This window comes from Nostoc cycadae WK-1 (assembly GCF_002897135.1).
Lineage (GTDB): Bacteria > Cyanobacteriota > Cyanobacteriia > Cyanobacteriales > Nostocaceae > Nostoc_B.
Genome location: NZ_DF978422.1, coordinates 23,149 through 43,756 on the forward strand (window position 1 = coordinate 23,149; position 20,608 = coordinate 43,756).

Below are 20,608 nucleotides of genomic sequence, written 5' to 3' on the forward strand. Positions count from 1 at the left end.
ATATCCGGAAAGTGACAGAAGAGGGCTATTCCGCATTCAACGCTTTGCGGAACACCACCTTATCTTCCCCTGCCTTGTAGAAGTCACGAATACGCGCCTCCTCTTCAAAACCGCACTTTGTGTAAAAAGCCCGCGCTCGGTCATAGCTTGGAAGCCCCGAAGTCTCGACCAACAAAATCCGCTGACCACTTGCCCGTAAAGTATTTTCCACATACTCCACCAGTGCTTTTCCTCGCCCTTGCCTCTGGTAGTTGGGATGCACAACAATCATTAACAAGTCCCATGTCCCATCCGTAAACGGGGCAGGTGCGTAGTAGGCGACTCCGCACGGCTCCCCATTATCCTCATCGGTGAGCCACACATGACCCTCGCCGATGTTGCCGCTGAAGTAACTCTCCAGCACCTTGCTCAGTTCTGCGGTTTCGTTTGCGGGGAATAGCTCTGCTGCTACAGCGATCGCAATTAACGCCGCTGCATCATCGGGCGTACTAGCTCGAATCATAGGCAACTCCAGTACTGTCTGTTCATCAAATGTATGCGTGTTTGTACTGCTTACCAATGTACATGATGCAGATAGCTTTTCTCCGCGCACTAATGACTTATAGCATTTGAGATTTTGGATGGGGAATTACTGTCAAATCGAAATTAGCTTGATGGCAAGTATTCGCTATCTCAATCCTGCCAAAATTAAAACTTTCGCATATTGTTCTTTACAGGGTCAAATCCTCTAGAAAAGCGGGTGCTGTCATCATAATAAGCACCACTTAAATCTGCACCATACAGCTTAGTAAAGTTGAGTTTCGCACCCCGGAGATTTGCTTCTTTTAATTTGACACCGCATAAATTAGCTCGTGTCAAATTCGCCTGAGCCAAATTAGCTTGACTCAAGTCTGCTCCCCAGAGTTTAGCTTTGGCTAGGTTAGCTTGACTCAAGTCTGCTCCCCACAAATTAATTCCTGGTAAATAAGCGGAGATTAATCTAGCTCGACTTAAATTTGCTGCGGGAAAATATCTTTCACCTGCGGCGTAACTGCGCTTGAGTTGTTCAGCATCCATGAGTTGTGTTGACCTTTTTCAGTAATAGAGAAGTAATATGTTCCCATTCCTGGTTTAGCTCGCCTATAAACTCTGGTTGACTACTGCGGTGATACCAGTAACGTGCATTATGCAAGTCACCTTCTTGGCGATGTAAGTAGGCGTGAACCCAAGCACTATCAACATCATTGGCATTTTGGACTATTTCGTGAGCTTGGTTCCAATTTCCTTTTTTGTCATACCACAGAGCTTGCAGCGCTTTTGGTAGGGTTTGGGGACATGAGACTTGTTTGTCGATCAATCGTAGGAATTCTTGAGTATTCATGATCGCCACTCCACAACTATCAAACCTATTTCTAAGATACTTGGCGATCGCCCTTGATTACAATTATTGTTGCAAACTGGAAAATACAGCTAAGGTAAAGTTATTCTTCAGGAGGTAAATATGGCTTTTAGTAGTTATAAATCTATTAGCGAAGTTCTCAAAACATTTCAGATTATCTATACAGAATCTAATTTTGTTCTAGCAACAGAGTTTAATATTACTGATTATTTTCGAGAAGACTTAGCAATTGTTATGCGCGAAGGTGTAGTTGATAATTCCGAGTTTGCTATTTGTGAGAACTTAATTTATCCAGTTCTGAAAGAAGTTTGGAAGCAGTATAACAGTAAGTTTACTTTATGGAGTCATCAATCACTAAATTATGATGAGCAATTATCAGGTTTTCCTGAATATATTTTGGCTAGACGTTCGCCTTTAGGGAAAATAGTTTTTGATAAACCATACTTTATTTTAGTAGAAGCCAAGCAAGATAATTTTGAAGCAGGTTGGGCGCAATGTTTAGCTGAAATGATTGCTGCTCAAAGACTAAATCAAGATTTATCTGTAGTTATCTATGGGATTGTTTCTAATGGTGCAGTCTGGCAATTTGGTAAACTAGAAGCACAAAATTTTACCAGAAATATTACACCCTACACTATTTATGAATTAGACAATTTATTTGCCGCAGTCAACCATATTTTTCAACAATGCGAATTACAACTAGATAATTTACTGATATCTCACCCTAATTTCTCAACTTGACTCCGCATCAATTTCTGTACACTAACTAACGCTCGATTCAGTTCATAATTGCGTCTTTGGGTATTTTGTAAATATGCTTGTTGTTCTTCCTCAATCATTTCTACATCTTGAACTACTAAACCTTCCAGTAATTTTTGGGCTGCATTAAATAAACTATCTTTAATAAATCGGCGGAACCATATAGGTAATTTATGTAATCGCCAAAAAGCATTAAGTGATGTGAAATGAATTAAATAAGCTTTGGTTTGAGTTTCACTAACAGGACATAATAAACAATAAATTTTAAAATCTTTGCCTAAAGTTGATTGCCAATGAGGATAAATATAACTGACATCCAATGGTTCAGGATGTAATCTTCGCAAAGCTGGAAAAAATAACTGGGATATTGACCAGATTTTATCTATTTTGTAATAACTTTGGGCTGTATAATGAGCATCTACACGGTGATTATCTTCGTCAATATGCTGTAAAGCTGCTGCCGCCCAAGCTTGTAAATCTTGATGTAAATGCCCGTGATACATATCCATCAAGTTTTCAATTAAATAAGAATAATGGGCTTGACAGTTAATCACTGCAACTGAGGCAATATAATTCAAATGTTCCCATTCTGGTAAACCCAAAGGTTGATTAGATGCTTCTGTATCACCAGGAAATAGCCAAATAAAACCGTCTTGTTCTTTGACTGGGTAGCGACGAATTTGACAGTTTGGTAATTTCTGATTTGCTGCTAAATAAGGAACTTCTGTACACTCACCAGATGAATTGAAACGCCAACCGTGATAAGCGCATTCCAATTCATTACCGATAACTTGGCCGTGACTTAGTTTAACTTGGCGATGGGGACAGCGGTCTGCTAATGCGTGAATTTTGCCTGTACTGTCGCGGTAAAGTGCGATCGCCTGATGCCAAATTATCACGCCCACAGGTTTATTAGTTACCTCCTTACTCTGTGCAACTACATACCAGTGATTAGGATTAATACCCAATTGACGCACATCACAAGTTTGCACAGCTTGAGAGAGAGATGACATAATTTAGCCCATCCTTTTTCGCGTTAGCCAGGTCACTGATGACCAGATTATCACCTAGGGAGCTAAAACTAATTTTGCTGACAAGTTATAAAGTATGTGTAGTTACAGCAGAATTCAGGAGTCAGATTCCAAAAATCAGGGAAATGGGCATTTAAACCCGTTTATTTATCCGCTAGTTGAACAGTATTCATACTGAATTCTGAATCCTGGCTGCTGAATTCTATGTTGATCCACCAGTAAACATATTAAATCTATAATTTCTATGGCAAGCTACCAAGAAACCTTAACTAACGATGAATTCATTCAGGAACTACTTGAGGAGACAGCAACTATCAACCATCTAGAAGTAATTGAAAACGTCATTGACTCTTTAGAACAAGACGACAGTGCAATGGTTAGCCACACTCCAGAAGGTGCTTATCTCTGGAAGTTTAACTACGGTAGCGTGGAAGTGTTTGTTCAACTCACAGGTACAACTGATGAAGACACAATCACAGTGTGGTCTGTGGTGTTAAAGTTACCCGCCAACGATGAACCAAAATTAATGCGTCAACTCTTGGAAATGAACTGCTCTAGTACTTTTGAAGCTCGATTTGGGATAATCGAAAATAAAGTCGTGGTGATTTCAACACGTACCCTAGCCGAGTTGTCTCCAGGGGAAGTTTCGCGCTTAATTACAATTGTTGCCACGATCGCCGATAACAACGATGAAGTTTTACAATCTAACTTTGGTGCAGCTTAAGTATTAATTAATGTCTAACAAGCAGGTATGGCGACTGATTCCTTTTTTAGAAGCCTCTGGTAATGTGCAGATGGCGATCGATAAATGGTTATTAGAACAGCACCATTTAAGAAAGCATCCTCCAACTCTGCGCTTTTATACTTGGTCGCCAGCTGCTATTTCTCTCGGTTATCATCAAAAACAATATCCCCAAGCATGGGAAAATTTAACTTGGCAAGGGAAAAAACTAGATGTAGTGCGTCGTCCTACTGGTGGTAGAGCAGTATTACACCAAGGCGATTTAACTTACGCTGTAATTACATCTGGTTTGCCTGGGAACCGTTTACAAGCGTATACAAAAATTTGTGAGTTTTTAATTAGAGGATGGCGATCGCTCGGCGTAGAATTAACCTACGGTACAGCAGGGCGGGGCTACATCCATAACCCTAACTGTTTTGGGACGGCGACAGGTGCAGATTTAATTTTACCCAATGGTGCAAAACTCATCGGTAGCGCCCAACTCAAACGCGGTAACATAATTTTGCAACATGGTTCCATTCGCTTGCAACCAGATGCGGAACTGTTTGCACAAGTGTTTGGTACAGAGTTATTCAATAACGTTCAGTTTCCCCACAGTCTTGAACAAATCATTACGGCTTTGATTGCTGCGGCTCAAGATTGTTTTGATATGGAAATAGAATTAAAACCATTTTCACAACTTGAATGGGAAGAAATTATGGCATTTAACTTATGTATTTAGTATTGATAAATCGTCAAAATTGCTTACACCAGAGATTATTAATTTTATGTAAACAGATTTTTCGCCGACTGTCCACATTTATTAACAAATGTACTATCAAAACCTGCTCCTACTACACCACCTATGATTGGGACTAATTTCATTAAGTTCACAACTCCTTTTTCTCCAGCTTTAGTAATTAGTCTAAAACCTACTTTTTGGTTAATTTCTATTAGAACTTTTCCAGGTATTTGACTGATAAGTGACTTTGTAACTTTGGTTCCCAAGTTGCCACCTACAGTTTTAAGAACTTCCAATGTTGCGTCACCCAACAATGCTAGTATGACAAAAGTACGAACTTGATCAGATTCAATATTATATCCTCTTACTACTGCTATGGCAGCCGCAGTATTTGCGGCTAAAGCATAAGATGAAGCTAAACTTGCCGGGATAGTGATAGGTAAAGTTGTTAATCCACCTAATCCAGTGACAAATCCTGTACCAGCAGCATAAGCAGTTCTCCACGCAATGATTGAATCTATAGCTTTTTCTTTATCATTTCCGCATGAAGATAGATGCTCTTGTGCAACATTTTTTGCCGAAGGTAGAACTTCACAGCCATTGATGCCAACATTAATTATCCAATCTAAAAGCTGGTTAATAGCGTTGCTGTTATTGGAATCTTGAGTAGATAAACCCATATTTTTAAAGCTCCTATCAATAGTATTAATATTGCGATTTCATTTATATTTATTCAACCGTAATTATTGGTAAATATAGTAATTTCAATCTGAAGTATTAAATAGATAAAGTTTAGATAATCGCGGTTTAATATCTCTATTTAATAGAAGTAGTGAATCAGCAAAATATGTTTTGCTGATTCACTATAATATAATTAATTGAATTGCCATTTTAGAAGACAACAACTCTCCTAAATATTTAAAAGCAAACGCTATTGAATCACAGAATCACGTTTATATGCCCATACAGCCATAAATCCAAACACCCCTCCAGCCCATAAAAGCCATAGTAAATGTAGCGAGAGATGTTGATCATAACTTAGACCTGCTGCCCATAGCGTTAGTTCTCGATAGTGGTAAAACGGTGAAAAAGCTACTACATCCTCTAAAAAATGTGGATGAGTTAGAGGTAAAGCACCGCAACTAGCCAGTCCGAGAGGAATTGATAAACCTGCAATAGAGTCGTAACTTTTAGGTTGTGTCAAGTAGCTCAAAGCTAGGCCGAAAACTGCAAAAGGTATTACTCCTAAAACTAAACTGAAGAAAATAAGTAATACTTGTTCGATATCAGTGTCTATTTTTAATCGCCAGACTCCCAATATCATAATTAATGTAATAGTGATGGCAGATATTAGGAGTGTTGTGACAAGTTTTGCAGCTATATATACAATTGGTGGTAATGGAGTTACACGCAGCAATTTTAACCAACCTTCAGCACGTTCAACTGACACTCTCTTACCTAATCGCTCAATTGAAATAGTCAATAAAATTAACACACTAAACGATAATAGTGCTTGCTTTGCAACCTCACCCTGAAATGGAATTACAGTAATACAACACGCAAACAGAATAATACCTAATAAAAACAAAGGTGTACGCAATAACTGAATTATTTCTACCCAAATTTGCTGTAGAAATATGAATACAACATTTTGTGGATGAATTACAATTTCTTTTTGTGGCTTCTCTTGATTTTTACATTTAACTAATATGTCTTCTTGACTCTTGATACTCTCGGATTCAGTAAGTTGTCCTTCGGTGAGTGCTTCATTAAATTTATGAAGAGTTACATAACGAGTTGCCAGTTGACTAAGCTCCTTCAAATCTGATTGACTATGTGTAATCATTAAAATAGTTACACCTTGCTCTCGGTAACGTCTGATTTCTTGCCAAAAAAGTTCATCGCCTTTAGCATCTAAGTGTTTCGTCGGTTCATCAAGTATAAGCAGTTCTGGATTACCTACTAAAGCCAGAGCAAAAAATAAACGCTGTGTTTCCCCACCACATAACTGACTAGCCCATGCTTCAGATTGATCTTCAAGACCAACCTTTTTTAAAATATCCACAACTGTCTGTGAATTAGGATAGTAACTACATACAAGCTGAACCAGTTCTTTAACTTTCAAATTTGGTGGAACATTTGTTTTTTGTAAAACCGCACCTACTGATGTTCTGGCAGATGATTCTTCAGGAGAAAGCCCCATGAGTTTGACTTCTCCTTCACTCGGTTGAAGAATTCCTAAAATTAAATTCAGTAAGGTAGTCTTACCTGCACCATTTTCTCCTAGCAATACTACAAATTCTCCTTTCTCAACAAAAAAATCAATCTTATTGAGAACACGCTTTTTTTGAAACCCTTGATAAACGGTCTTACAAACTTGCCTGACTTCAATGAGGTTCATACTCAATTTCTCTCTAACAACTAAGATAAATGCAGCGAAGAATATATAAAAAACCAAACGGCAGAGGCTATACCAACAGCAGGTAGTAATGAAACTCCTAAGAATGACGTTAAAACTACAACTGTCGCGGTTCCTCCTGCAAAAGCCCAAAAATCACTAGTTAATGTAGAAGAATGTCTACCCACATCAGAACAAAAGCTGAAGATACACAATTCATTTCCCCTAGTAACGAGAAAGAATGTAGCAACTATTCCAATAATGAAAAGCCCAAGTAAAATCATTTTAGTCACATCACTTGATAAGCCTGAAAAAAATGAGCTTTTATTCACAGGCTGTACATTTCCTAAAGGTACAGATGTATTATTTCCAAGTTGATTACCTGAAGCTTGAGTCGTCACCTGATTGACAGGAGAATTTGATAATTGTTGTGTACTATTTGCCGAACTATTGTTATTCTGCGGAAGAGATTGCATCACCGATTTCTCCTAAAATAAATTCTTGAACATTCCAAATTAGTGGTTTAATTTGCTCCCATAGACAAAACTGTTCTAATGGCTAACCAAGTAACAAATCCAGAACCAAGAACAACAGCGATTGGGGAGCTTGCAATTAAAGCAACACTTGTTGCAACACCTATAGCAATAGCGCCAGCAGTAACATCAGGATATTTTTCTAATTTGCCTATTATATCGGATGGATTTTTACTAGTATCTGTGGGAAGATTTGAAGTTTCATACTTATGCTCATTGTCTGGTTGCACTGGAATAACCTTGTCTTGCTTTATCTGGGAAGATGGGATTAAACTGGTATGTCTTAGGCATTTTGTTGGAAGTTCACCAGACCAATGAATCATAGGATTACAAGAGTGTTGTACTTGTAAAGTATTAATTACTAGTAAAACAGTCCATATAAATAAGCAAACTAGCAAGATTGCTTGAAAATACGATCGCAGAATTTTGTCCAGCAAAGATACAGGAGATTTGATTGAGATGTGCATAGCAAAAATGTGGGCAGAAAGTTACACCAATTCAGAGAGACAGTTTTAACCAAGTAAATACTAGATTTATGTCTCCTTTATTAATATTCCCTGTACAAAATCTGTTTTAACTTTTTTATACAAAGTTTCTTCTATACAGAATTATTGACTGTTTAGAGAATAAACCTCTGCCTACTAAACTAGTGAATTTCCCATAACTCTTTGCGTCTTTGCGCCTCTGCGTGAGCCATCAAATTCTTGTTTGATAAAATTCATACAAAAATAAAAGGGACACAATTATTGTGTCCCTAAATAACTAATTCAAGATGCTAGTTGCAAGTGTGGATTTAAGACTGGCGATAACAGGCAAATTCCATTGAAAAAGTCGCCATACCCGCAGTGAGCGATCGCAAGTCTGTAGAATAGCCAAACATCTGCACTAGTGGTACTTCGGCGCGAATCACAGAGTATCCTTGCATTGTCTCGGAACTCAGCAGCAAGCCGCGACGGGATGAAATGTCACCCTGAACTCTACCTATAAACTCGTTTGGTGTTTCCACTTCGACGAGCATAATTGGTTCGAGTATATAGGGTTTGGCTTGGGCGATCGCATTTTCTAGTGCTTGATGAGCAGCAGAACGAAACGCCAATTCCGAAGAATCAATTGGATGATAGGAACCTCCATCCAGCATGACTTTCACCCCAGTTACCGGATAGCCTGACAGTTTTCCTGTTGTCATCGCCTCGCGGAAACCTTTTTCACAAGCGGGGATATATTCTTTGGGAATTGCACCACCAACTACCCGATTTTCAAACACAAATGGTTCATCGCTTGGTTCAATCCACCCAGTTACATGAGCATATAAACCAGTACCACCAGATTGTTTCTTGAGTCGGTAATCAAATTGAGTTTTTTGGCTAATGGTTTCCCGATACGCCACGGCTGGAGTACCGACATAAACCTCAGCATTATATTCCCGTTGAATCCGCTCTAAGTAAATCTCCAGATGCAGTTCACCCATACCAGAAATCAAAGTTGCTTTTGATTCTGGGTCGATACTTACTCGAAATGTCGGGTCTTCCCGTTGAAAGCGGTTGAGGGCTTTGGCTAGGCGATCGCTATCTTCTTGTTTTTTGGGTGTAACTGACAGTGTAATCACTGGTTCCGGGACAAACATTCTTTCGAGAAACACTGGTGTGTCTCCCGTGTATAATGTATCGCCCGAAGCACAATCAACACCCAACAAAGCCACAATATCTCCTGCCACAGCCACAGGCAACTCTTCGCGCTTGTTGGCGTGCATTCGCACCAAGCGACCAATTTGCACTCGTTTTTCGGTACGGGAGTTATACACAAGATCACCCGGTTTTAATGTGCCGGAGTAAATGCGGGTGTAGGTTAGCTGACCGAAAGATTCAAGAGTGAGTTTGAATGCCAAAGCCACTAAAGCAGCATCAGGCTCAGGGTAAACACTGACTGATTCTGCGGTTTTGACTACTTCCCTATCGATGGGAGATGGTAAATAAAGGGCGATCGCATCCAGCAGGTTTTGCACTCCTTTGTTTTTGAATGCAGAACCCAGCAGTACAGGTGTCAGTTCCAGCCTCAAGGTTGCTTGGCGGATAACTTGCCAAATCAGTTCTGAAGGAATCTCCTGATCTACCAATAGCATCTCAGTCATCTCTTCTGAGAACAAAGACAAGCTATCTAGCAATTTTTCCCGCGCCTGTTGTGCTGCGACTACAAGAATCTCAGGAATTGGTTGTTTTACCCAATTTTCGCCATTTTCGCCTTCAAAGTAGTGTGCCTGCATTGTCACTAAATCAATCACACCTTGGAAGTTATCTTCGCTACCGATGGGATATTGCAACAACACAGCATTTAATTGCAAGCGATCGCGGATTGCCTGGACTACACGAAATGGATCTGCACCCATCCGATCCATTTTGTTAATAAATGCTAGACGCGGCACACGATAGCGTTTCATCTGGCGATCTACTGTGATGGATTGGGATTGTACACCCGCCACAGCGCACAGCACCATCACAGCCCCATCCAATACTCGCAAGGCACGCTCTACTTCTATAGTGAAATCAACATGACCTGGAGTATCAATTAAATTAATTTGGGTATCACGCCACTGACAAGTTGTGGCCGCGGAGGTAATAGTAATTCCATGCAGCTTTTCCTCTGGCATAAAATCCATCGTTGCACCCTTGCCGCCTCCCTTCACCTCCTCAATAGTATGGATTCTGCCCGTGTAGAAGAGAATTCGCTCTGACAGCGTAGTTTTACCAGAGTCGATGTGAGCAGAAATACCAATATTGTGGACGCGTGTTCGGGGAATCATAACCTTTCCTTTTTGTTTAAGCGACAAATAGTTACCACTGAGGTGGTAATATATTTATGTATTATATTTGTAATACATAAAAAAGACAAGGCTAATCATCCAGAAATTTAACTGGGATTGATCAAGTGCGATCGCTCCTAGTGTTAATCAAAGAGACTTTTGAAGTGCAACGTAGTAGGATCATTCAAGTGAATGGGTCAGCTTGATGCGGTTGATTAGTAATGCCTAACAGCAAGCCTCTACGTCATCAGACACCCTAAAATTGAAGCAAAAGACGATTCCTAAAACAAGCACATTCCATGCGTATTTCTCTCAACTGGCTGCGGGAACTAGTAGAAGTCAAACTAAGCCCAGAAGAATTAGCTCATACCCTGACAATGGCGGGGTTTGAGGTCGAAGATATTGAAGACCGCCGCACTTGGGCAAATGGCGTTGTTGTGGGGAGAGTGCTTGAGCGTCAACCCCACCCCAACGCTGATAAATTAAGTGTGTGTCAAGTAGATGTCGGTGCGGCAGAAACTTTAAATATTGTCTGCGGTGCAGCTAATGTCCGCGCAGATATTTTTGTGCCAGTCGCCACTGTTGGCACTTATTTACCGAACATCGATTTAAAAATTAAACCGGCAAAACTGCGCGGTGTCCCTTCTCAAGGCATGATTTGTTCTTTAAAAGAACTGGGTTTGCCGAATGATGTAGATGGAATTCATATTTTTTCTGAAGAAAATCTATCGGTGGGTAGTGATGTCCGTCCGTTGCTGGGTTTAGATGATGTAATTTTAGATGTGACTGCGACTGCTAACCGTGCTGATGCTTTGAGTATGGTAGGCATAGCGCGAGAAGTTGCCGCATTGACTGGTGGTAAATTGAGTATTCCTGAACCTAGGGAAGTAGTAATCACGCAAAATCCAGGTAAGTTAGGTTTAAAAATTGCTGATACCCAAGCTTGTCCTGCATACATTGGTACAGTCATAGAACAAGTAAAAATTGCCCCATCACCTGAGTGGTTGCAACAACGCTTACGGGCTGCGGGTGTGCGTCCAATTAGTAATGTAGTTGATATTACTAACTATGTATTGTTGGAATGGGGACAACCACTCCACGCTTTTGACAAAGACCGTTTACAAACTGTTGCTGGCAATGGCAATTTAACTATTGGTGTGCGGTTTGCTAATCAAGGAGAATCCCTGAAAACCTTAGATGGACAAACTCGCACTTTAACAACCCAGAATTTGTTAATTACCGCTAACGAAAAACCTGTGGCTTTAGCCGGAGTTATGGGGGGAGAAGAAACGGAAGTCCATGAAGGTTCGCAAAACTTAGTTTTAGAAGCAGCTTTATTTGATTCCGTAGCTATTCGTCGTTCTTCTCGTAGTGTGGGTTTACGCAGTGAAGCTTCTGGGAGATATGAACGGGGAGTAAATCGGGCAGAATTAGAAATCGCCTGTCGTCGTGCTTTAGCTTTGATGAGCGAATTAGCTAACGGTGTAATTATTCATCAAGAAATTGCTGATACTCGTCCCGACCCAGCGACTTGGAGTCGTTCTATTGCACTGAGGTTAGATAGAGTTAATGAAGTATTAGGGCCTGTTGACTTAGGTGAAGACACAGGCGAATTACAAGAAAGTGATGTTGTCAGAATTTTAACTGCCTTGGGATGTCAGCTAACATCAACAGACGAACGGACTTGGAATGTGGCTGTTCCTCCCTACCGTTACCGTGACTTAGAACGAGAAATTGACTTAATTGAAGAAATTGCTCGTCTTTACGGCTATGATCATTTCTGCGATACCTTGCCACAAAAAGCGGAAGCTGGCTATTTGCCAATAGACCAGGAATTGGTGCGGAAATTGCGTGCTTCTTTCAGGGCGGAAGGTTTGACAGAATTAATTCAGTATTCCTTAGTCAAACCAGGGGACGATCGCCAGATAGTATTAAGTAATCCCTTATTTACAGAATATTCGGCATTACGTACAGAGTTACTTTCTGGGTTGATTGATGCTTTTCAATACAATTTAGAACAAGGTAATGGTTCTCTTAACGGCTTTGAAATTGGGCGAATTTTCCAGCAAGAAGAAGACGGTTTGCGCGAAGCAGATGCGATCGCTGGTATTTTAGGAGGAGATAGAAACCTAGGCAAATGGTCAAAAGGTGGACGGGAACAACCAATGACTTGGTTTGAAGCCAAAGGTATTCTCGAAAGCATCTTTCAACAATGCGGAATCTCAGTAGAATATCAACCAGATTGTCGTGATGAGCGTTTACATCCTGGTCGCACTGCTTCTCTGTGGATAGGAGGAAACCGACTGGGTGTATTTGGTCAATTGCATCCCCAACTGCGGCGCGAAAAAGATTTACCAGATTCTGTATATCTGTTCCAATTAGATTTAGATGTCTTTTTGGATGCTTTAGATCAAGATGAAATTCTCATTCCCACATTCACATCTTATTCTACTTACCCAGCCAGCGATCGCGATATCGCCTTTTTCGCCCCTGTAAAAGTTTCCGTGGGAGAAATTGAAAAAGCAATTACCAAAGCAGGTAAAGGTTTACTAGAATCTGTGGAAATCTTTGATGAATATCGTGGCGAAAATGTCCCCCAAGGACAGCGGAGTTTGGCATTTCGTCTAGTATATCGGGCCAGCGATCGCACTCTCACCGATGCCGAAGTCGAACCTGTACACAACAAAGTTCGTGAAGCCTTGGTTGAAAAATTCGGCGTTAACCTGAGAAGTTAAACATCAGCAGTGATGAGTTGATTTATAGCTCATCACTCACTACTATTCATTGTGAAATTTGCGTTTTTAATTGATTAGCTATGCCTAAATATGTACTCTGGGGAACTTACTGCGACGACGTTCTAGAAAAACGCGCTCCTTACCGTCAAGCTCATTTAGATGGTTTAGCCCAACAAAAAGAATCTGGTGTGTTAATTACCATCGGCCCAACCAAAGATATCACCAAAGTTTTTGGAATTTACGAAGCTGAAGACGAAGCCACTGTCCGCCAATTAATTGAAAATGACCCCTATTGGCAAAATGGTATTTGGACAGAATACTCTATCAAAGAGTGGATTCAAGCTGTTTAAATTAGCAAACTCAGGAGCAAAAAATCTAGCTCCTGATTTTTGCTTTATATATTTAATTATTGCTGTCTATGTGGCAGTTTATTTGTTGTCCACTAATGTACCGCAACAAAATCTCAACACACGTTAAAATTACTAACTTTTAGTAGAGGTAATGAGTTTTGTATGTATGTAATTATCAAAATATGCTGATCGACGATAATGTTGCTGTTGTCTAGAATAAACAAGTGTTAGCGATCGCACTTAATATTTAATTGTTCACCAATCGTTTGATTTTTGAGAGGGTACTACCCATGCAACACATCCTAAAACGTGTATTTCTACCTGGTTTGATGGCTGCTAGTTTAACCAGCATCAACTTAATTCCGGCTCAACCTGCGGCTGCTGATGACCGAGTTCTGAATAATGCGGCAATTGGCGCTGGTGCTAGTGCGTTAACAGGAGCATTAACAGGTTGCGGTTCTTTCTTAAATAATGCGGCTACTGGTGCGGCGGCTGGTGCGGCTGTTAATGGTGCTAACGGTTTAAGAACCAGAAGCGACAGAAGAGTTAACGGACGTAATATCATCCGAGATGCTGGCGTAGGTGCTGGTGCTGGTGTAGTCGCAGGTGCAATTACTGGCGGCTGTAGAAATACCTTGAAAAATGGTCTTAATGGTGCGGCGGCTGGTGCGGCTGTGCATATTTTAGATCGCCGACCTGCTAAAAGAAGAAGATAATTTATGATGGATAATTCGTAATTTTTATCCCTAAACACGAATTATCTATTGTGGATTATGTCAACAAAAACAGTCTGATAATAAAATAGATCATTTGTAGGGGTGCAGAGGTTTGCACCCCTACTTTGTTTGTTAGATTGTTTCTAATTTTTCAACAAGACTATACAATTTTGGAGGGGAAAACAGTTATTATATAGCCTTTTGAGCAATCTATCCTTCGTCATCATTTTGCCAACTGCTATTGCTAATTCATTAGTCAGCACTTTGCTATAAAAATCTAGTTAAAGTACTATTTTATTAAAAAAAATAAACTTGGTCTTGTTGTTAGCAGCAGAATATCAAGAAACTTAAGGTTAAATTTCCTGTCCACGACAACGTAAACACTAACTAATGTTTATTTTATAAATAGCTTATCAGGACAGTTAAGACATTTAATAAAATAAGTTTAAACAGTAGTAGACAGTTAAGACAATTAAGATATTTAAGCAAATTGAAGAAAATTTAAACGCTAAAAATAGTTTGATTTTACCTAAAAAAATTGCAAAATTCTAGTAAGATGATGGCAGTTAACTAATTGCCTTGATAAATATTAAATAATTCTAAAATAGAATTTCTGTCTTCTTTGGAAGATGCGTAACTCAATATGAAATATCAAGTTGGTGGTAGTCTCCCTAGTGATGATCCAAGTTATGTTATTCGTAAGGCAGATGAACAACTCTATTCTAGTTTAAAAGCTGGAGATTTTTGTTATGTTTTAAATTCCCGTCAAATGGGAAAATCATCTTTATTACATCGCACAAGTTATCATCTCATAGAAGAAGGTAATAGTTGTGTTTACTTAGATGTGACTCGCTTAGGCGGTGAAGATATAACAGCCGAACAATGGTATAAGGGTCTGATTCTCAGTCTTTTTTATAATTTAAATTTAGCAGATAAAATCAATTTTAAAACTTGGTGGGAAACCCAAACAGGTCTTGCTCCTATCAAAAAGCTAGATCAATTTGTCGATGAAATATTACTGTCGCCTGACGGAAGTCAAAATATATTTATTTTTATTGATGAAATTGATAGTTTATTAAGTTTAAGTTTTTCGGTTAATGACTTTTTTGCTTGGATTCGTCATTGTTATAACCAAAGAGCGTATGATGCCAAATATCAACGCTTAGGATTTGCACTTTTTGGCGTAGCTAGTCCCGGCGATTTAATTACTGACAAACGCCGGACACCTTTTAATATTGGTAAAGCGATTGAATTAGCAGGTTTCCAATTAGATGAAGCTACACCCTTACTTAAAGGATTAGAAGGTGTAGTTAGTCAATCAGAAATAGTTTTACAAAAGATTTTAGAATGGACGAGTGGACAACCTTTTTTAACCCAAAAACTCTGTCAGTTAGTTGTGCAAATTGCTTGGGAGACACCCAACGGCAAAATTGATTTACCTCAAGGTACAGAAAGTTATTGGGTAGAACAACTGGTAAAAAAGCAGATTATTCAACATTGGGAATCGAAAGACGAACCAGAACATTTTCGCACAATTCGCGATCGCCTGTTATTTGATGAACAAAAAGCTGGACGCTTGTTAGGGCTGTATCAACAAGTGTTACAAGCGGAAGCAGAAACTCAAACACCTGTGACCTTGAATGATAGCCGAGAACAAACAGAATTATTGCTATCGGGTTTAGCCACAAGACACGAAGGCTATCTCAAAATTAAAAACCCAATTTATCGCCATGTCTTCAATCAAGAATGGGTGACAAGACAATTAGATAATCTCCGTCCTTACTCGCAAATTTTTAATGCTTGGGTATTATCAAATTATCAAGATGAGTCACGCTTGTTGCGGGGACAGGCGCTCAAAGATGCTCAAAATTGGGCGCAAGGCAAAAGTTTGAGTAATTTAGATTATCAATTTTTTGTGGCTAGTCAAGAATTTGAACGGCGGGAAGTGCAAACTGCCCTAGAAGCCGCACGAGTGAAAGAAGTAGAAACACAGCTAACACAAGAGAAAAAAACGGCTTTATTGCAGAGATATTTGCTAATTGCCGTATGTATTGGTTTGTTCGTCTCTAGTAGCTTGGGTATAGGCAGTTTTATATTGTATCGCCAAGCCAAAACAAGTGAAACTCAAGCCAAGAATAGTGAAATGCGGGCGCTGATATCTTCTTCAGAAGGAATGTTTGCCTCAAATCGTCGCTTAGATGCACTTGTAGAAGCAATCAAAGCTAAACAAAAACTCCGCAAACTCAGTCCAGTCAACTCCAAAATAGCTCAAAAAGTTGATGCTGTATTACGGCAAGCAGTTTATGGTGCAGACGAATACAATCGTTTTTGGGGTCACACAGCAGCTGTTTTAGCCGTTGATGTCAGTCCTGACAGTTCGTTAATTGCCTCAGCCAGTGTAGATAAAACAATCAAACTCTGGCGACGTGATGGTACAGCAGTCGCTACTCTCACAGGTCACACAGCCACAGTTAGAGCCGTAAAATTTAGTCCTGATGGTCAGATGTTAGCTTCAGCGAGTGAAGATGGCACTGTCAAATTGTGGACAAAAGAAGGCACGTTATTAAAAACCCTCAAAGGTCATAATGCTTCAATTTGGGGAGTCGCCTTTAGTCCCGATGGCCAGACTATTGCTTCTGCCAGTTATGACAGAACTGTGAAACTTTGGCAACGAGACGGCACATTGCTCAAAACTTTTGCTGGTGAGAGAGTGGGGTTTTGGGGAGTCGCTTTTAGTCCAGATAATCAAATTTTGGCAGCCACAAGCATCGACGGAGTTATTCAACTCTGGAGACGAGAAGGTTCAGACTGGCAAAATGCCAAGCTTGTGCAGACTCTCAAAGGTCATAACGCTTGGGTAATTGCTATAGCTTTCAGTCCTGATAGTCAAATTATTGCTTCCGCCAGTGAAGATAAAACCGTCAAACTTTGGCGACGCGACCCCAAAAATAACAGCTATCGCTTAGATAAAACCTTGCAAGGTCATAGTGCAGGAATTTGGGGAGTAGCTTTTAGTCCTGATGGCCAAACTATTGCTTCCGCCAGCCTCGACAAAACAATTAAACTTTGGAACATTGATGGTACAGAATTAAATACTCTTAGAGGACACACTGCCTCAGTTTGGGGCGTAACTTTTAGCCCTGATGGTAACTTTATTGCCTCAGCGGGTGCAGAAAACGTTGTGCGACTGTGGCAAAGTGAAAACTCATTTCAAAAATCTATAGTTGCCCATAAATCCGGAATTTGGTCATTAGATATTACCTCTGACAGTTCCATTGTTGGGACAACTGGTCACGAAAACATGGCTAAACTTTGGAGTCGTCAAGGTAAATTGCTAAAAACTTTTACTGAACCTGGGGGAGCAATTTTTGAAGTTTCTTTCAGTCGTGGTGGTAAGTTAATTGCCCTTCGCACTTATGGCGATAAGATTAAACTCCAGCAGCGAGACGGGAAATTAGTTGCTACTTACAAAGATCCCCTGGGTAAACTCTTAGCCGCTGTATTGAGTCCTGACGGTCAAGCGATCGCTATGTCAAATGTTGATAAAATTGTCCAAATATGGCAACGCAATCAGCCTAAACCGCAAATTCTGCCAGGACATCAAGTCGAAGTTTGGCAAGTTACCTTTAGTCCTGACGGCAAAATGATCGCATCTGTTAGCGGTGATAGCACAGCTAAATTGTGGACTGTGGATGGTAAATTACTCACAACTTTAGTAGGACACACAGCAACAGTCTGGAGAGCAGCATTTAGTCCTGACAGTAAAATGGTGGCTACTGGTAGTGGGGATAATACTGTTAAATTATGGACAATTGACGGCAAATTACTGCAAACTTTCAAAGGTCACACAGCAGCAATTTGGGGAGTAGCATTTACTCCTGATGGCAAAATACTGGCTTCTGGGAGTGTGGATGCAACTATTAAACTTTGGAAGTTAGACGGTACAGAAATCACCACCTTGAGTGGACATACCGCAGCCATTCGCAAAATTGCCATTAGCCGCGATGGAACTTTTTTGGCTTCTGGTGGTGATGATAACAACCTAATTTTATGGAATTTGTCACGCATTCTCAATCTCAATCCACTTAATTATGGTTGTTCTCTTGTACAAGATTATTTGAAAACTAACACAACATTAGAAGAGAGCGATCGCTCTTTGTGTCCATAGAAAATGTTCAGTACTGAAAAACTAAAAAAAGCTCCTTCATTTACTTGTTGGAAGGAGCTATGATGAGCCTTTATTGAAAATTTTTAGATAACTGCATCAACGCTTAACTGTTTTCTGCGTGGAGAGCATTTAAAGCAAGTTCCGCTGGATGAGCTACACCGTTATCTGCGAGATTCACTTTTTCTAATCTGCGGAGTACAATCATTCCACGAGAACGATTGGAAGAGGAATCTTTATCTACACAAGCCGCATACATCCGTTGAATTGGACATTTCCAAAAGCGGGTATATCGTTTGGGATTGGTATCTGCAATAGTGACTTCTTGAGTTTTTGGATCATAATCTGCTAACAAGGAGAAATGACCACCTTCTAAACTAGGATTTTCATGAGCAATCCGAGTATTGAAGTTAACAATATGGACATCATTTTCATTACAAACGGCCGCTTCTACTTCGCGGGTGAATGCTTCGAGGGTGATACTCGGTTTATCAAAATGATCCATCTGAATAGACAGAGGTAATTTCTTTCTTTCTATGTAAATTTTACAAGTATCGTAAGTTTCTGCTAAAGTCATGCCATCATCTAAAACCGATGCGATTGGCAGTTGAGTAACATAAAAAATTTCATCAACGGTTGTGAGATATCCTAATGCAGTGAAAGCATAGGCGATCGCAGTCACATTACAACAGTAAATAGGTTGTTGAAACTGATGTAGTTGAATGATTTCTAAATCGCGTTTAGAAATTTGACCGATGTTATCAATATCCATTTATTTTTACTGTATTAAGTATCCCTGAATTTGACAGGGTTTTTCATATTGATAAATTTTCTAAGGATTTTGGCGAATAGACAAGGACAGTTAAGACATTTAAGCAAATAAATAGGGACAGTTAAGACATTTAAGCAAAATCAAGTATTTATTTTGTATAATAAAAAACCTATAAATCAAGTTAATTCCTCTGTGAAGACATTCATTGACTCACATTGTGAATGTATTGGCTTACATGATGAATGTATTAGTTTACATTGTGAATGTATTGGCTCACATGATGAATGTATCGGTTTACATTGTGAATGTATCGGCTTACATTGTGAATGTATCGGCTTACATTGCGAATGTATCGCTTAAAACAAGCAACGGAACAATACAGGCTGATCTTAACCGGATTGAGATTGGGTCTTACTCACAAACCTGTCGTCAGAGAGAAGTTAAGATTTTTTAGGAATGATAGGAATATTCTGGTATGTTAGCGATCGCTGCTTAAGATTAGACTTTTATGAATCGTTCCGCCTGCCTCATCTTTAATCCAGTTGCGGGTCAAGGCAACCCAGAACAAGAACTGCTAGAGATTCGTTCATTATTAGAACCCACTATTGACTTAGATATTCATTTCACCACAGAAGAAATCGATGCTGATCAACTGGCTGAAGCCGCAGTGCAGCGAGGAGTTGATGAGATTATCGCTTCTGGGGGTGATGGAACACTCTCCGCAGCAGCAACGGCTGTGATTAATACTAATATTCCCTTTGGGATTATTTCGCGGGGGACAGCCAACGCTTTTGCTACAGCTTTGGGAATTCCTGACACAATTGAAGCAGCTTGTCAAACAATTTTACAAGGAGTAACTCGTGATATCGATGTAGCTTATTGCAACGATCGCCCATTAATTTTACTAGCAGGTATTGGCTTTGAAGCGGAAACTGTGGAAAAAGCCAACCGCGAAGCCAAAAATCGCTTTGGCATTATCGCTTATATTTTAGCTGGTATTCAACAGCTACGAGAATTACAGAGTTTTGATGTCGAAATTGAGACAGACGAAAAAATCATTAAAACCACAGCTGCCGCCGTCACCGTAGCCAATGCAGCACCACCAACATCAGTTTTAGCGCAAGGGCCAGCGGGAATTATTTATAATGATGGCTTGTTGGATGTAACAATTGTTGCTCCTGTAAATAAAGCAGGGGCGATCGCCGCAACCTATCATTTATTTCAAAGTGCTTCGGCGGGTAATGCGGCTGAACGGGATGATATTGGTTATCTCCGCGCCAAACATTTTAAAATCACTACTGACCCAGTACAAAAAGTTGTCGTAGATGGCGAACTAGTAGGGACAACGCCAATAGAAGTTAAATGTGTTCCCGCCGGGTTAAAAGTGTTTGTCCCAACAGTAGAAGAAGCTGAACTCGCTGAAAAACTCGAAGGACTGCCAAATTTAGTAATTGAGTTGAAACATCCCCCAGAAGGAGAAGCAGAAACAGTAGAGTTAAAGGAGTAAAATG

Annotated in this window: 19 protein-coding genes; 9 read left to right on the plus strand and 10 right to left on the minus strand. The window is 39.9% G+C overall.

What is annotated here, in order from left to right:
- Window positions 1-25: 25 nt before the first annotated feature.
- From NCWK1_RS02245 to NCWK1_RS02255, 3 genes are all read right to left on the minus strand, one after another.
- A complete protein-coding gene (locus NCWK1_RS02245; RefSeq protein WP_103123571.1) occupies window positions 26-502 on the minus strand; it encodes a GNAT family N-acetyltransferase in 477 nt (158 codons plus the stop codon).
- 185 nt (window positions 503-687) lie between these two features.
- Window positions 688-1,056: a pentapeptide repeat-containing protein gene (locus NCWK1_RS02250; RefSeq protein ID WP_103123572.1), complete on the minus strand. Its 369-nt coding sequence runs from the start codon at window positions 1,054-1,056 to the stop codon at window positions 688-690.
- Entirely contained in the window at window positions 1,046-1,360 is a 315-nt protein-coding gene (locus tag NCWK1_RS02255) for a hypothetical protein (RefSeq protein ID WP_096580541.1), read from the minus strand. The genes NCWK1_RS02250 and NCWK1_RS02255 overlap by 11 nt, the downstream gene beginning before the upstream one ends.
- 120 nt (window positions 1,361-1,480) lie before the next feature.
- On the opposite strand from NCWK1_RS02255, the gene NCWK1_RS02260 reads away from it, so the two are divergent.
- Complete coding sequence (locus NCWK1_RS02260) at window positions 1,481-2,119, plus strand: hypothetical protein (RefSeq protein WP_103123573.1); 639 nt, start codon at window positions 1,481-1,483, stop codon at window positions 2,117-2,119.
- Here the strand turns inward: NCWK1_RS02260 and NCWK1_RS02265 are convergent.
- Window positions 2,098-3,150 (minus strand): aromatic ring-hydroxylating dioxygenase subunit alpha, encoded by a 1,053-nt coding sequence (locus NCWK1_RS02265; RefSeq protein WP_103123574.1) that lies wholly within the window; start codon window positions 3,148-3,150, stop codon window positions 2,098-2,100. The two genes, NCWK1_RS02260 and NCWK1_RS02265, sit on opposite strands and share 22 nt — an antisense overlap.
- Window positions 3,151-3,412: 262 nt before the next feature.
- On the opposite strand from NCWK1_RS02265, the gene NCWK1_RS02270 reads away from it, so the two are divergent.
- Together NCWK1_RS02270 and NCWK1_RS02275 are read left to right on the plus strand one after the other, a co-directional pair.
- Window positions 3,413-3,892 (plus strand): YbjN domain-containing protein, encoded by a 480-nt coding sequence (locus NCWK1_RS02270; RefSeq protein ID WP_096580537.1) that lies wholly within the window; start codon window positions 3,413-3,415, stop codon window positions 3,890-3,892.
- Between the two features lie 10 nt (window positions 3,893-3,902).
- Window positions 3,903-4,631 carry a lipoate--protein ligase family protein gene (locus NCWK1_RS02275; protein WP_103123575.1) on the plus strand — a complete coding sequence of 243 codons (729 nt, stop codon included), beginning with the start codon at window positions 3,903-3,905 and terminating at the stop codon, window positions 4,629-4,631.
- A gap of 44 nt (window positions 4,632-4,675) precedes the next feature.
- On the opposite strand, the gene NCWK1_RS02280 is transcribed toward NCWK1_RS02275, so the two are convergent.
- From NCWK1_RS02280 to fusA, 5 genes are all read right to left on the minus strand, one after another.
- Window positions 4,676-5,311 carry an EcsC family protein gene (locus NCWK1_RS02280; RefSeq protein ID WP_103123576.1) on the minus strand — a complete coding sequence of 212 codons (636 nt, stop codon included), beginning with the start codon at window positions 5,309-5,311 and terminating at the stop codon, window positions 4,676-4,678.
- Window positions 5,312-5,562: 251 nt separating this feature from the next.
- A complete protein-coding gene (locus NCWK1_RS02285; RefSeq protein WP_146033927.1) occupies window positions 5,563-7,089 on the minus strand; it encodes an ABC transporter ATP-binding protein/permease in 1,527 nt (508 codons plus the stop codon).
- Window positions 7,053-7,505, minus strand: a complete 453-nt coding sequence (locus tag NCWK1_RS02290) for a hypothetical protein (RefSeq protein WP_103123578.1) — start codon at window positions 7,503-7,505, stop codon at window positions 7,053-7,055. Before NCWK1_RS02290 ends, NCWK1_RS02285 begins: the two co-directional genes overlap by 37 nt.
- A gap of 47 nt (window positions 7,506-7,552) precedes the next feature.
- Window positions 7,553-7,885 carry a hypothetical protein gene (locus NCWK1_RS02295; RefSeq protein ID WP_146033928.1) on the minus strand — a complete coding sequence of 111 codons (333 nt, stop codon included), beginning with the start codon at window positions 7,883-7,885 and terminating at the stop codon, window positions 7,553-7,555.
- 470 nt (window positions 7,886-8,355) lie between these two features.
- Window positions 8,356-10,359 carry an elongation factor G gene (gene fusA, locus NCWK1_RS02300; RefSeq protein ID WP_103123580.1) on the minus strand — a complete coding sequence of 668 codons (2,004 nt, stop codon included), beginning with the start codon at window positions 10,357-10,359 and terminating at the stop codon, window positions 8,356-8,358.
- A 299-nt stretch (window positions 10,360-10,658) separates the two neighbouring features.
- Between fusA and pheT the strand changes: the two genes are divergently transcribed.
- The 4 genes from pheT (at window position 10,659) to NCWK1_RS02320 (ending at window position 18,328) form a co-directional block, all read left to right on the plus strand.
- Window positions 10,659-13,094, plus strand: coding sequence for a phenylalanine--tRNA ligase subunit beta (pheT, locus tag NCWK1_RS02305; protein ID WP_103123581.1), 2,436 nt, complete (start codon window positions 10,659-10,661; stop codon window positions 13,092-13,094).
- Between the two features lie 80 nt (window positions 13,095-13,174).
- Window positions 13,175-13,444: a YciI family protein gene (locus tag NCWK1_RS02310; protein WP_096580529.1), complete on the plus strand. Its 270-nt coding sequence runs from the start codon at window positions 13,175-13,177 to the stop codon at window positions 13,442-13,444.
- Window positions 13,445-13,734: 290 nt separating this feature from the next.
- Complete coding sequence (locus NCWK1_RS02315; RefSeq protein ID WP_096580527.1) at window positions 13,735-14,160, plus strand: hypothetical protein; 426 nt, start codon at window positions 13,735-13,737, stop codon at window positions 14,158-14,160.
- A gap of 643 nt (window positions 14,161-14,803) precedes the next feature.
- The gene (locus NCWK1_RS02320; protein ID WP_103123582.1) at window positions 14,804-18,328 is read left to right on the plus strand and encodes a WD40 domain-containing protein; all 3,525 of its coding nucleotides are present in this window, start codon (window positions 14,804-14,806) and stop codon (window positions 18,326-18,328) included.
- Window positions 18,329-18,431: 103 nt separating this feature from the next.
- Here the strand turns inward: NCWK1_RS02320 and NCWK1_RS02325 are convergent, their stop codons facing one another.
- Window positions 18,432-19,097 (minus strand): phytochelatin synthase family protein, encoded by a 666-nt coding sequence (locus NCWK1_RS02325; protein WP_103123583.1) that lies wholly within the window; start codon window positions 19,095-19,097, stop codon window positions 18,432-18,434.
- Between the two features lie 205 nt (window positions 19,098-19,302).
- Between NCWK1_RS02325 and NCWK1_RS29025 the strand changes: the two genes are divergently transcribed.
- Window positions 19,303-19,551, plus strand: a complete 249-nt coding sequence (locus tag NCWK1_RS29025; protein WP_146033929.1) for a hypothetical protein — start codon at window positions 19,303-19,305, stop codon at window positions 19,549-19,551.
- A 54-nt stretch (window positions 19,552-19,605) separates the two neighbouring features.
- Window positions 19,606-20,604, plus strand: coding sequence for a YegS/Rv2252/BmrU family lipid kinase (locus NCWK1_RS02330; protein ID WP_103123584.1), 999 nt, complete (start codon window positions 19,606-19,608; stop codon window positions 20,602-20,604).
- Window positions 20,605-20,608 lie beyond the last annotated feature (4 nt).